11 protein-coding genes are annotated in these 12,760 nt (G+C 41.7%); 5 read left to right on the forward strand and 6 right to left on the reverse strand.

Annotated features, from left to right (window positions below; translation table 11 throughout):
- Positions 1-13: 13 nt before the first annotated feature.
- On the reverse strand, positions 14-1,798 hold the full coding sequence (locus tag AC4MC0_RS13345; RefSeq protein WP_491887129.1) for an ABC transporter substrate-binding protein: 1,785 nt from the start codon (positions 1,796-1,798) through the stop codon (positions 14-16).
- Between the two features lie 760 nt (positions 1,799-2,558).
- Between AC4MC0_RS13345 and AC4MC0_RS13350 the strand changes: the two genes are divergently transcribed.
- From AC4MC0_RS13350 to AC4MC0_RS13370, 5 genes are all read left to right on the forward strand, one after another.
- A complete protein-coding gene (locus tag AC4MC0_RS13350) occupies positions 2,559-5,246 on the forward strand; it encodes a TonB-dependent receptor (protein ID WP_171355045.1) in 2,688 nt (895 codons plus the stop codon).
- A gap of 151 nt (positions 5,247-5,397) precedes the next feature.
- Positions 5,398-6,096 (forward strand): energy transducer TonB, encoded by a 699-nt coding sequence (locus tag AC4MC0_RS13355; RefSeq protein ID WP_335999175.1) that lies wholly within the window; start codon positions 5,398-5,400, stop codon positions 6,094-6,096.
- 34 nt (positions 6,097-6,130) lie between these two features.
- Positions 6,131-7,012 carry a MotA/TolQ/ExbB proton channel family protein gene (locus tag AC4MC0_RS13360; protein WP_335999177.1) on the forward strand — a complete coding sequence of 294 codons (882 nt, stop codon included), beginning with the start codon at positions 6,131-6,133 and terminating at the stop codon, positions 7,010-7,012.
- 18 nt (positions 7,013-7,030) lie between these two features.
- The gene (locus tag AC4MC0_RS13365; RefSeq protein ID WP_335999179.1) at positions 7,031-7,456 is read left to right on the forward strand and encodes an ExbD/TolR family protein; all 426 of its coding nucleotides are present in this window, start codon (positions 7,031-7,033) and stop codon (positions 7,454-7,456) included.
- An 18-nt stretch (positions 7,457-7,474) separates the two neighbouring features.
- Entirely contained in the window at positions 7,475-7,891 is a 417-nt protein-coding gene (locus AC4MC0_RS13370; RefSeq protein WP_004695313.1) for an ExbD/TolR family protein, read from the forward strand.
- Between the two features lie 73 nt (positions 7,892-7,964).
- Here the strand turns inward: AC4MC0_RS13370 and bioD are convergent, their stop codons facing one another.
- The 5 genes from bioD to AC4MC0_RS13395 form a co-directional block, all read right to left on the reverse strand.
- On the reverse strand, positions 7,965-8,609 hold the full coding sequence (bioD, locus tag AC4MC0_RS13375; RefSeq protein WP_335999181.1) for a dethiobiotin synthase: 645 nt from the start codon (positions 8,607-8,609) through the stop codon (positions 7,965-7,967).
- Entirely contained in the window at positions 8,606-9,385 is a 780-nt protein-coding gene (bioC, locus tag AC4MC0_RS13380) for a malonyl-ACP O-methyltransferase BioC (RefSeq protein ID WP_335999183.1), read from the reverse strand. Before bioC ends, bioD begins: the two co-directional genes overlap by 4 nt.
- Before the next feature lie 7 nt (positions 9,386-9,392).
- Entirely contained in the window at positions 9,393-10,550 is a 1,158-nt protein-coding gene (locus tag AC4MC0_RS13385) for an 8-amino-7-oxononanoate synthase (protein WP_335999185.1), read from the reverse strand.
- Entirely contained in the window at positions 10,547-11,866 is a 1,320-nt protein-coding gene (bioA, locus tag AC4MC0_RS13390; protein WP_335999187.1) for an adenosylmethionine--8-amino-7-oxononanoate transaminase, read from the reverse strand. Before bioA ends, AC4MC0_RS13385 begins: the two co-directional genes overlap by 4 nt.
- Before the next feature lie 105 nt (positions 11,867-11,971).
- Positions 11,972-12,718 (reverse strand): alpha/beta hydrolase family protein, encoded by a 747-nt coding sequence (locus AC4MC0_RS13395; protein ID WP_335999189.1) that lies wholly within the window; start codon positions 12,716-12,718, stop codon positions 11,972-11,974.
- Between the last annotated feature and the right edge of the window lie 42 nt (positions 12,719-12,760).

A 12,760-nucleotide genomic window follows, 5' to 3' on the forward strand; every position in this document is an offset into this window, starting at 1 on the left:
TTCTACATCTCAATTATTTTTTTATGGGCTGAATATCCAAATACTGCCAATTGGTATTCATCATCGGATGTGCTTTAAAACCCTGAACTTGTGGATGTAACAACCAATTTCGAACACGACTGTTATGAATAATCCATGGGTTATCGGCCTCAATTTGACGACTGAGTTTTTCATAAAATGGCAAACGCTGAGGCGGTGGGAGTGCCATTGCTTGTGTATAAAGTGCATCATAGGCTTTGGACTGATAGCAACTGAGATTGCCCTGCGCCGAATTGGGCCCATACAGCAGCTGAGCAAAGTTTTCCCCTTCAGGATAGTCTGCAATCCAAGCCCCGCCCCAAATCATATATTTACATTGCATCGCTGCTTTTAAATTGTCAGCAAAGTTACTCACCACAAAGTCGGCACGCAGACCAATCGCATCTAAATTTTTCTTCCATAGTTCAGATTGAATCACCGAACTGGAACTGTTTTCAGTCATAAACTTAAGCGTTAAAGACTGACCATTCGGTAGCCGACGATAACCATCTACACCCTTTTTATAACCGAAACGATCCAGTAATTTATTCGCCAAGAGCGGGTTATAGGCCACACTACTCCGGTAGTTGGGATTAAAGCCTTGTACCCCCTCAGGCAGCAACATCTCCGACTTCACCGCCTGCCCTTTATACAGTTGTTTAATGGCTTCTGCTTGGTTGTAGGCCAGACTAATCGCACGTCTTAATGCAACTTTTTCAAGCCCAAAACCACCCACTGTAGGGTCTTGCATATTAAACATGGTATAGGTGATTTCAACGTCTTTATTGGGAAAATGTTGAATGCCTTGCTTGACCAGTTCAGGTTTGAGTTGTTTGCCATTTAAAGCCTGTGGTACCGCATTGGAAGTCAGTTTGTCAAAATCGAGTTGGCCTGATTTGAACGCGAGCCAGCGAGACTGTTCTTCTTCAATAATACTGACGCTGACTTTGCCAATTTGCGGCATTTTTTTGCCTTGCATCTCCTTGACCAGACGGTTGTCCCAATTCGAACCTGTAGATTTAAAGTTCCATGTAAAACCACGATATTTCGGGTTGGCCACCAGTTCAATACGACTCCGCGGTACATATTTACTCAGTTGATAAGGCCCTGTCCCCACTGGATGCTGCGCAATTCGATCCCCATAAAACTCTACCACTTCCCGCGCTGTTCCGCTAAATGTGGCATAAGCTAAGATATATGGGAAATTATAGTCAGCACGGGTTAATGTGATTTGTAATGTGTATTTATCGAGGGCTTTTAAACCCGGAATCGCGGCATCGTAATTAAACTGACCTGTTTTCTTGGCTTGAGCAACAGCAGCTTCGCCACCGACAATTTTGCCCTCAATAAATGAATAGGTCGGTGAGCGGTTTTTCGGATCCATAATCCGCATCATGGAATAAATATAATCCTGCGCCACCAACTCTCGCGACTTGCCTTTGAAGGCAGTGTCATCGCTAAAATAAATATTGGACTGAATTTTAAAGGTATAGACTTTGCCCTCTTGTTCTATTTTTGGCATCGACACTGCTGTGTTTGGAACCAATTGAGCGGGGTGTGCCAAATAATCGTATTTTAAAAGCGGTTCAAAAATGGCTTGGGCAATACTGCCACTATAAAAATTATAGGTTTTAACCGTATCAAAACCATCATCAGGCGCTTCATAAGCGATATTTAATACTTTGTTTGGATCTGCAGGCGACTTTGCATAGGCAGAAAAGCCAAAACCCATCGCAAGGGATAAAGCAGCAAGCTTCAGTTTTTTTGAATTCAAGTTCATACCTATACACATCTTTTTTTTAAGCAAGGTGATCTCATGCCATCCATGTTCAATGTCAGTGTTTTATTTTTCAGACAACACTGACAAAAACTTAAAACATAAACCCATGTTTTATAAATTAAATTTTAATTATCAAAATTTAAAAAACGGTCATGGGCAAATATTCACCTCTGCAACAAAGCGAATATCATGCCACGCCTATTTTTTTATCATTCTAATTTAACATTTTGTAAGAAAAATATATGGATATTAATTAGTTATAAATCAGAGGCTCAACTCACATCGGAACATTTTGCCAATTAGTAGCTATTTTTAAACATTCAGTTTAAATAAACTATTGCACAGATTTAATACACCAATGCTTCAAATTCGAACATCACAAGAAATACAAAAAACCAAATAAAACATCACAACAATTTGTTTATTAAAGATAAATACTGTTAATTCAGTATAATTACAAATAAGATTTTGTATTAAAAATTCAAAAAATCACGACTCATTTTTGATCACTTATTATATGAATAATCATTTTATGATTATTTTTTAATCGATTTATAAGTAATTTTTTGCCATTTTAATTTTTTAAATTCTAGAAAAATGAAAACAAGTTACATAAATCCACACAAATAATAAAATAAAACAATATTTTCCAATAACTTAATTCACAGTCTTTTGTCTATCCCTGAAAGTTGGCATTTGCCTTGCACTCCCTCAGCACAGCAATACCGCTAAATATAGAAAAAGAAGGGTTGAATTTACGATGCAAAAAAACAAACTTGTTCGATCTATGGGGACCCCAACCATCAGCAAATCAATACTTAAACTAAGTACCCTGACTTTAAGTATGATGTGTTTGTCTTTAGCTCATGCAGAAGAAACCGAAAGCTCAGTCTCAGCAGAACCAACTAAAAAAGTTGCTAAAGTGACTGTCACTGGCTCCTCTATCAAAGGAGTTGCAGCTCAAAGTTCTTCACCCATTACGGTCATTAAAGTCGATGAAATTCTCAAACAAGGCGTTACTACCACTGAAGAAGCTTTATCTAAAATCACTGCCAACCAATCAAACTTTGTAACCGCTTCAAATGTTGGTACAAGCAGGACACAGGGTTCATCAGCAAATTTAAGAGGATTAGGTGCAAATAAAACATTGGTTTTACTCAATGGTCGGCGTTTAGCAGCGAATGCTTATGATAGTGGTGTCACAAACTTAAATATCATTCCACTTGCTATGCTTGATCGCATTGAGGTTTTAAGGGACGGTGCTTCTGCTGTCTACGGAACAGATGCCATTGGAGGCGTAGTCAACTTTATTACCAAAAAACAGTTCAATGGCTTAAATTTTAGTGCCGACTATCAAAAGCCTGAAGAAAAAGGTGGAGAACAACAAAGTTATTCAATTTTTGGAGGCTTTGGTGATTTAGAAGAAAATGGTTTTAATGCTTTTGGGGTAATTGATTATCGTCGCGGCGAAGATATCATGGCGCAAGATCGTAAAGCCAGCCGTCGCGGTGGTGTCTTACCCGAGTTAGGGGTTAATAGAACCAGTAGCGGATCATTTCCAGCTAATTTATATGATACAGCAACGGGTACATTTGGTAACCCTTATGCAAAAACAGGTTGCGGTAATAGCCCTCTCGTCTTCAGTAATGATGGTGTAACTTGTCGTTATAACAGTCAGGCTGTTATTGGTATCATCCCTCAAACAGAAGACATATCTGTAATGGGGCGTATCACTACAAAAATTAATGATAATTTTAATGCAATTGGTGAGTACGTCTACGCGCGAAGTGAAGTCACGACATCAGTTGCTCCAGACGTGTTCTTTGACTTACCCATGAATCCATCTAGTAAATATTATCCTGGCAAAGGAATTACGCCTGCAATGGATAATGTCAGCGGCCCTCTTGAGTTATATCTTCGTTCTCAAGCTGGTAACCGAGTTAGTAGTAGTGTGAATGATTCACATCGTATATTTGCAGGCCTAGAAGGGGATGCATATGGCTGGGATATTAACACCGGCGTAACCTATGCCCGTAGCAACGCAGCCGATAATATTTTAAGCGGTTATCTCAATTATGATAAAACAGCTGCGGCATTATTGAATGGCACACTCAATCCCTTTGGTGCACAAAGCGAGGTAGATGGCAATGTATGGAGTGATTTAAGTGTTACAGGGCAATATTTAGATGCCAAATTAGATTCAACCACTGTCGACTTTACCGCAAGCCGCCCAATTTATACTTTACCAGCAGGTGACGTAGGATTTGCTATCGGCGCAAGCTATCGCCGTGATGATTGGCAATCAAAAACGCTTGCAGAAATTGCAAGTGTTGCCCCAAGCACAGGCGTAGATCCCACAGAACCTGTCAATGAAGGTTCGCGCAATATTAAAGCTGTTTTCACCGAATTACACATTCCTTTGCATAAAACTTTAGAGGCTCAACTTGCAGCCCGATACGATGATTACAGCGATTTTGGTGACGCATTCAATCCAAAATTTTCTCTTCGTTGGGAACCACTTAAACAATTAATGTTCCGAACAAGCTATACAAAAGGATTTAGAGCACCAACCTTACAAGAAATGTATTCACCAAAATCGGTAACTAATACAGCAGCAACTTACAATGACCCTGTACTTTGCCCTGGAGGCGTACCTGCGACAGGATCGCTACCAGCACGTGATTGCGGTATGCAGTTTGATCGTCAGAATGGTGGTAATAAAGACCTTGAACCAGAAAAGTCTGACTCATTTACTGCTGGCATCGTCTTTGAACCTATTAAAAATCTTGTATTTACCTTAGATTATTTCGATATCAAAGTGAAGAATCAAATCACAACTATTTCTGAGACGGCCATTTTTGCTGACCCAGTAAAATATGCGGATAAATTTATCCGCAATGCTGATGGTTCTCTCAACTATATCAATACAACGAATCAAAACTTAGGTGGTATTAAAACTTCTGGTTTTGATGCAGGTATCGCTTGGCGTTCTCCAATGACAACTACTGGACAGTTTGGAGCGAGTATTGATGGCACTTATGTAACAGATTACCAATACCAAGAAAACAAAGGTATGCCTTGGATTGGCGTAGCAGGTAGTTACGCTGGCTTAGATTATCAAGCAATTGTTTTACGCTGGAAACATACCGCCAATTTAGACTGGCGCTATGAAAATTGGGCAATAAACTTACAACAAAATTTCTCTAAAGGCTACACAGATCAAAACTCAGGCGGCCAAGACCACAAAGTAAGCGATTACATAACCTACAACTTATCTGGTACTTATAAAGGTTTTAAAAATTTAGAGCTCACCATGGGGCTCAAGAATATGTTTGATGCTGAACCACCAGCGTCAAATGTACTAGATAACTTCCAAATGGGATACGACCCACGTTATGCAGATGCAGTAGGACGTACCTACTTCGCTCGTGGTACCTATAAATTCTAATACATCCTTACCACTACAACATGGTTTTCCCTCTGTTGTAGTGGCTCAAACTAACTCTTTAATTTAGAAAATTATTATTGTTTTGATCACAATTTAGCAACTTCATTTCTAGAGTTATGTACGGATCAAAGATTACATTTTAGGAGTAACTATGGGCACTACATTTGAAGATTTAGAAAAAAACTCCGCCAAAAAACTCACAGGTATTGGCGTTGTGATTTTCTTACATGTTCTTGTTGGCTTGGTGCTAATGGCGGGCTTGGCAAAAGATATTGTCAAACCCTCAACCGAACCTGTGGAATTGCTCATTCTGCAAGATATCAAGCCGCCTGAGCCTGAACCACCTAAAGAAGTTCCACCAGAGCCACCAAAAATGGTGGAAAAAGTAGCGCAGCAGCCTGACCCTAAACCTGTAGAAAAAGTAGTCCCAGTGCAAAAAACAGTTGCTACACCCGTCACTAAACCGACGATAAGCACGCCGACGCCAGTTGCATCATCGCCTTCTCCAAGCCCATCTCCAACCCCAACACCGACTGCCGCTGCTCCATCACCTGCACCCAAACCCACAGGTGTTACACGTGGAGTATCGGAAGGTGAAGCTGGATGTAAAGCACCAAGCTATCCACGCGAAGCAGAGATGAGTGGTATTTCAGGCACCGTACTGATTTCGGTCTTTGTCGATATCAATGGTAAGGCGCAAGAAGTCAAAGTGAAACGCTCAACAGGTGACCGTACTTTAGACCGAGCAGCAACGAAAGCGTATAGCTTGTGCACATTTAAACCTGCAATGAAAGATGGCGTAGCTCAAAGCGCTTGGTTCGACATCCCATACGAATTTGTTCTCGAATAATTGAAAAAGATCAGCCGACATTAGGAGTTACACAATGCAAAATTTAAAAAACTTTACCGCAGCAAGCCTACTTGGAATGAGCACATTACTTCCTCTACAAGCTATTTTCGCAGAGGAAACCGCTGCGCCCACTACAGCACTAACTACACCAGTCACTGCGACTGAGAAAGCAGCAACACCTGTTCCCCCACCCTTAGCTGAGAAAGCACCGTCTGCTTCAGAAAAAGTACATAACCCTTATGGCTTAGAAGCAATGTGGAAAGAAGGTGATCTGGTGTCGAAAGTGACGCTGTTTATTTTGGTGATTATGTCGATTGGGACATGGTACATCATCATCACCAAGTGCTTACAGCAAGGCAAAATTCGCAAACAAGGCCAACATGCCGATAAAAACTTTTGGGAAGCAACCTCTCTCGATACTGCAACTGAAGGTTTAGATGATGCCAGTGTGTATCGCTTTATTGCTGAAAAAGGCATTAAATCCACAAAAAATCATGGTGGAACATTATTAGAGCGTATCGACTTTAATACTTGGGTCACTATCTCGATTCAACGCGCCATCGACAAAATTCACAGCCATTTAAGTGGTGGGCTAGCTTTTCTAGCAACTGTAGGTTCAACCGCACCTTTCGTGGGTTTATTCGGTACCGTTTGGGGCATTTACCATGCGTTAACCGCGATTGGGGTATCAGGTCAAGCATCTATTGATAAAGTCGCAGGCCCTGTGGGTGAAGCCTTAATTATGACTGCAATTGGTTTAGCCGTGGCTGTTCCAGCAGTGCTTGGTTACAACTGGTTAACCCGCCGGAATAAAGCCGTGATGGAAGAAGTTCGTACCTTCGGTTCAGACCTGCATGCTGTGTTGTTAAGTGGTGAAATCAGCACCAACAATCCTGTTAACCGTGACATGAAATAAGAACATGAGGAATCAGCCATGGGAATGACGGTAAATTCAAATGACAGCGATGATGATGTAATCGGAACCATTAATACCACACCATTGGTTGATATTATGTTGGTTTTGCTAATTATTTTTCTCATTACAGTGCCTGTTGCAGTTCATACCGTACCAGTCAATTTGCCTGAAGAAAAGAATGTGCCTTATGAAACAAAACCTGAAAATATTCAACTCGCAGTCAATAAAAATGGCGATATTTTCTGGAATGAAAGTTACATTGCCGACAAAGCCACTTTACTGGCACGACTACAAACAGAGGCACAAAAGAGACCTCAGCCCGATGTCCACATTCGTGGTGACCAGCTTACGCCATACGATGCGATTGACCATGTCATTACCACCACACAGCAAGCGGGGATTGGCAAAATTGCCTTTGTCACCACACCGCCCTCTTCACCTTAATCAAAGAAGGATTCAGCTATGGGTATGAATGTTGGTTCCAATCAAGATGATGAAGATGTCATGCTCGATGTCAACATGACGCCTTTGATTGATGTCATGTTGGTATTGCTGATTATGTTCATTATCACGATTCCATTGCCAAACAACGCCATTAATATCAACCTCCCGAATGGCACACCACCACCAGTTCAGGAAAAACCACCTGAAATCGTGGAACTACGCTTAGATGCTCAAGGCAAAATGTTTTGGAATGAACAAGCTGTGGAGTCTAAACAAGCGCTCGAAGCCTTGTTTCAAACCGTTGCTCAAAAAGCAGATCAAGACCAAATTAAACTCAAAGCTGACCGCGCAACGGAATATAAATACATTGCGATGGTCATGGCCGCAGCCCAACGCCTTGATGTGAAAAAAATTGGAGTCGTGAGTAATCAATAAATAAAACCGTCAAAAAAACCGCTGACAGCTTTTGCTGTTCGCGGTTTTTTTATTTTTTTAGGGACTCTGCGAATTACTTCAATACGGGGATGTCGATCCACAATGCTTGCGGAAAATGTGTCACCAAATAAGCTTTTAAATAGTTCGCTGTATCTTTAGAAATGAGTTCATCTTGTGACTCATCATTTAAGTTATAGGCTAAAGCGTAAAGCTCTAAACCACGGCTTTTCAGTGCTTCTAAACTTAAAATGGTATGGTTAATACTGCCCAAACGCCCCGAACTCACCAAAATGACAGGCAGTTGCTTGGCTGCAATATAGTCAATGCTAAGCAAATCTGTGGTTAAAGGCACCATCAAACCACCCGCACCTTCTAACAACACCACCTCATATTTTTCAGCCAGCTGCTGAGTAGCACGCTCGATTTTTGCAAAATCAATCTCACGACCATCAATTTTAGTCGCCAAATGTGGCGATGCAGGATAACTAAAAATTTCAGGCATGGTCAGCTTACTGTCATCTTCAGGAAACCAACCCATACCCATAATTTTACGGTGCTGTTCAATGTCTTCAGAAACATCAACATTACCCGTTTGCACTAACTTTTGGGTAATGGTTTTTTGGCCTTGTTCATTCCAAAGCTTGGCTAAGTAGCCCGTGGTATAGGTTTTCCCAATGCCTGTATCGATTCCACTGATAAAGTAAACTGATCCAGTCATGGCATTCTCCGTGCAATACAATAAATAGGGTGATAACTCAGGCGATAATGAATCTGCCCAGAGGTATCGAGTTGTGAAAACTGTTGATAATCTTGATAAAAGCGTTCGAGTGAGTGCTTGGTCCAACGGAAGCTCGATGCAGTTGCCGTGACACCTGTGGCTTTTAAGTGTTGTAGTATCTGTTTCGGTGTCGCAAAGTCTAAGCACTCAATTTGTTCAGACAAATGCAGAACTTCAAAACCTTGATTTTGCAATTTTTCCCGTAGTTGATCGAGGTTGACATAATCTAAGCCTTGCCCCGTTAAGGTCTTAATCTCTTGTAAATTCCGCTCACCAAAAGTGGAAAAACAAAACAGCCCTTGTGAAAGTAGACTGTCACTCGCTTTCTGGAAAACAGCACCAAGATCCGTCATCCACTGCAGCGCAGAGGTCGATACAATCAGTTCTAAATGAGCTGGAAAAACAAGCTGTTCAATATCGCCTAATAACCAGTCTATATTTGAATAGCCTTGAAAGTGCTGCTGTACCTCGGCATACAAGTCATTCAGTAAATAGTGCTGAATTTGGAAATCTTTCAGCAAAAAATGGCTTAAATTGCCTGAACCACAACCAATTTCAAACACCCGCTCAAATTGCGTTTTAGTGGCATAACATTGGATTAAATTAAAAAGCCGGCGTGCAATTTGTTTTTGCACAACCGCATGTTCACTGTAGCTTTGCCCTGCCTGAGCAAAGCGCAATGCGACTTGTGCTTTATCAATCTCTAAATTCTTCACGACTCACTCACAACAACTGAATCAACTGATCTAAATCAGTATGGCGAACTTGAGCGGTTAAGGAAATACGTAGTCTAGAACTATGCTGCGGCACAGTCGGCGGTCGTACAGGCATAATATAAAAACCTGCTTGTTGCAAAACTTTCGCCTTCTCCACCGTTTTGCTCGAATCACCGATGATCACAGGGACAATTTGAGACGTTGATGGACAATCAAAACCTTTGGCCTGAACCGCTTGCTGCAAGGTCTGACTGATACTGTGTAAATGCTGTCGCGTGGTGTTTAACTGCAAGACTTGTTGCAAGATAAAGTTACTCCACGCCATGCAAATCGGCGGTTGTGCCGTACTAAAAATCAATGGGCGCATCGTATTGATGAGATAGTCTCGAATCACAGGATGACAAATCAGATAACCACCAATTGAAGCCATGGCCTTACCCAAAGCACCAACTAAAAAGTCGATCTCATCAATCACTTGGTATTGCTCAGCACAGCCCAAGCCTTGCTCACCACGCACACCGATGCCATGTGCTTCGTCGACATAGAGCATGACTTTTTCAAACTGTTTTTTGATACGGACCAGTTCAGCCAAATCGGTTTCATCACCATCCATACTAAAAATGGACTCGGTCACCACAATGATTCGCTCAAAAGCATCATCGGTATGATACTTCTGCAAAAGTTGGGTTAAATGTACCAAGTCATTATGCCGATAACGTACCAACTTCGCTGTCGATAAACGAATACCATCAATCATGCTGGCATGAATTAATTTATCAGCCAGAATTAGGGTTTTACTGTCCGCTAACGCAGGTAAAATACCAATATTCATGTGATAGCCGCTGTTGAATACCAAAGCCGCTCGACCATGAAAAGCTTGACTCAGACTGCTCTCAAACTGTTCATATTCAGGAAAATTACCCGTTAATAAACGTGAAGAAGCTGAACTCATCCAGCGCTGCGCATTTGGTGTTTCATCGAAAAACTGTTCTCGTAATTCGATATTTGCAGCCAATCCTAGATAGTCATTCGATGCCAAATTCAACATCTCATGATCATTGATTCGAATCATCCGCCCTTGCTGCACATTGGACGTAAACCGGCGCAAATTGCCTTGCTGTTTAAGGATATCCAACTGCGCTGCAAAATGCTCTACATGCCTCATACAACAGGCTCCTGCATCTGCACCACCACTTCAACCAATTGCTCAAGCAAGGTCTTCAGTTCCTGTGAGGTAATCACATAAGGGGGCATCACATAAACCAGTTTTCCAAATGGTCGCACCCAAATACCACGGCGGACAAACTCCTGTTGTAAGGTCTTCATATCTACATTAAACGTCAGCTCAACCACACCGATGGCACCCAATACACGAACCTCGTGTACATATTCAAGTGACTGCAACGGGGTCAAAGCGGTACGAAGTTGTGTTTCAATGCGTTGAATATTGCTTTGCCAATCTCCTGAGATTAGGAGTTCTGTACTTTTCGCCGCCACCGCACACGCTAAGGGATTAGCCATAAACGTTGGGCCGTGCATAAATACACCCGCTTCGCCTCGACTGATGGTTTCAGCAATATGCTTCGTGGTTAAGGTTGCAGACAAAGTCATATAGCCGCCTGTCAAACCTTTACCCATACACATAATGTCAGGTTCGACCTGTGCATGCTCCCAAGCAAAGAGTTTCCCCGTACGCCCAAAACCCGTCGCAATTTCATCAAAAATCAGTAAAACGCTGTATTTTTCACAGAGCAATTTGGCCTGCCGTAAATACTCAGGATGATAAAAACGCATCCCTCCTGCACCCTGAACAATCGGCTCAATAATCAGCGCGGCGATACTTTCATGCTGTGTTGCTAAGGTGTTTTCAAGTTCACGGATATCATCCTGATTCCATGCTGCATCAAAGGCAACTTGCGGTGCAGGAACAAAAATACGATTGGGTAAACTTGAACCAAAAATTTGATGCATCCCTGTGACAGGATCACAGACCGACATCGCATTCCATGTATCACCGTGGTAGCCCGAACGCGGGGTGACAAAATTAGTTTTGTCTTGTTTCCCAAGCGAAGTCCAATACTGAACTGCCATTTTTAACGCCACTTCAACCGCAACAGAACCCGAGTCTGCATAGAAAATTTTATCTAAACTTGGTGGGGTGATTTGCAACAGTAATTTGCCCAGTTGAATGGCAGGATCATGGCTAAAACCACCAAACATAATATGCGACATGTTTTGCAGCTGATCTGTCACGGCCTGATTCAGTTCAGGGTGGTTATAGCCGTGTATGGTGCACCACCACGAAGACATCCCATCAATCAGCTGACGACCATCATCTAACTCAATGGTTGAACCAAAGGCTTTTTTAACTTTAAAGGTGGGGAGCGGATTGGTCATCGAGGTATAAGGATGCCAAATATGTTCCCGATCAAATGCTAAGTCATCCAACTCACCATCCAATTTGGCATTGATCTCAGTCATCCTTAACTCCATATCGACTACAGTTACAGCAAAATTTCAATTTGACTGATCTTAAACCTGCGCGCATCAAAAAGAAATTGCGATATTCGCCACTCAGCGAATTGTTTAATCCATTTTTTGTAAATATTGGCAGATTTTGTCAGTTACTTCATCGGCATGAAAAACTGGAAGCCCATGTGAACCACTTAAAAGCACCACATCTAAAAAATTTGCACCCAAAGCTTTTAAATTATCCAAGACTTTGTAGCTAACTAAAAAATCTTGTTTAGCCAGCAGGTGGAGTTGATGCCCCGTATAATTGTGTAAGATCTCAACCGTATTTAAATGCTCTAAACAATTGAGTCCCTGTTTTAACAGATCTAAAGACTGAGGCTGAATCAAACTTTGCAACTGCAAAAAATCTTGCTTGGTGGTTGCCGTCCCTTGGCATACCATAAATCCAAATTTCTTTAAGGTTGCAATCGCATCTGCTTCGAAGGATTGTTTAAAGCTTTTAAATGTCGCTGGACTCATCGCGGTTGGCCAGTTTTCATGCGCCACAAAGCACGGATTTGAAGCCAGAGTAATTAATACTTTTTGCTGTTGATACTGCTGTTCAACAGCATCGATCAATAAAGTCGCCAGTTGCCCCCCCAAAGACCAACCGATAATGACATCAAAATCTTTGGCTTGTTCAGCATGTTGCTGCAACGCCTGTGTATCCAATCCATTAAAAATATTGATCAGCTCAACCGAATGGCCTTTATGCTGCAAAGCATGAGACAAAGGTTGCAGTAACTTGGTCCCACCACCCCAGCCCGTGATGAGTAAAATACGTTGATTCAATGCAGACTCTAAAACTGTAAATTTCAAACAGTATAAAACCTCAGACTCCGTTGCAAAGCAAGCCCTTTG

Source organism: Acinetobacter sp. CAU_H_S139_7 (genome assembly GCF_058599305.1).

Coding starts and splice junctions, on each gene's coding strand:
- bioA (WP_335999187.1), bottom strand. CDS start 11,866: ATGACTGAGATCAATGCCAAATTGGATGGTGAGTTGGATGACTTAGCA.
- AC4MC0_RS13355 (WP_335999175.1), top strand. CDS start 5,398: ATGGGCACTACATTTGAAGATTTAGAAAAAAACTCCGCCAAAAAACTC.
- bioD (WP_335999181.1), bottom strand. CDS start 8,609: ATGACTGGATCAGTTTACTTTATCAGTGGAATCGATACAGGCATTGGG.
- AC4MC0_RS13385 (WP_335999185.1), bottom strand. CDS start 10,550: ATGAGGCATGTAGAGCATTTTGCAGCGCAGTTGGATATCCTTAAACAG.
- AC4MC0_RS13345 (WP_491887129.1), bottom strand. CDS start 1,798: ATGAACTTGAATTCAAAAAAACTGAAGCTTGCTGCTTTATCCCTTGCG.
- AC4MC0_RS13365 (WP_335999179.1), top strand. CDS start 7,031: ATGGGAATGACGGTAAATTCAAATGACAGCGATGATGATGTAATCGGA.
- AC4MC0_RS13370 (WP_004695313.1), top strand. CDS start 7,475: ATGGGTATGAATGTTGGTTCCAATCAAGATGATGAAGATGTCATGCTC.
- AC4MC0_RS13360 (WP_335999177.1), top strand. CDS start 6,131: ATGCAAAATTTAAAAAACTTTACCGCAGCAAGCCTACTTGGAATGAGC.
- AC4MC0_RS13350 (WP_171355045.1), top strand. CDS start 2,559: ATGCAAAAAAACAAACTTGTTCGATCTATGGGGACCCCAACCATCAGC.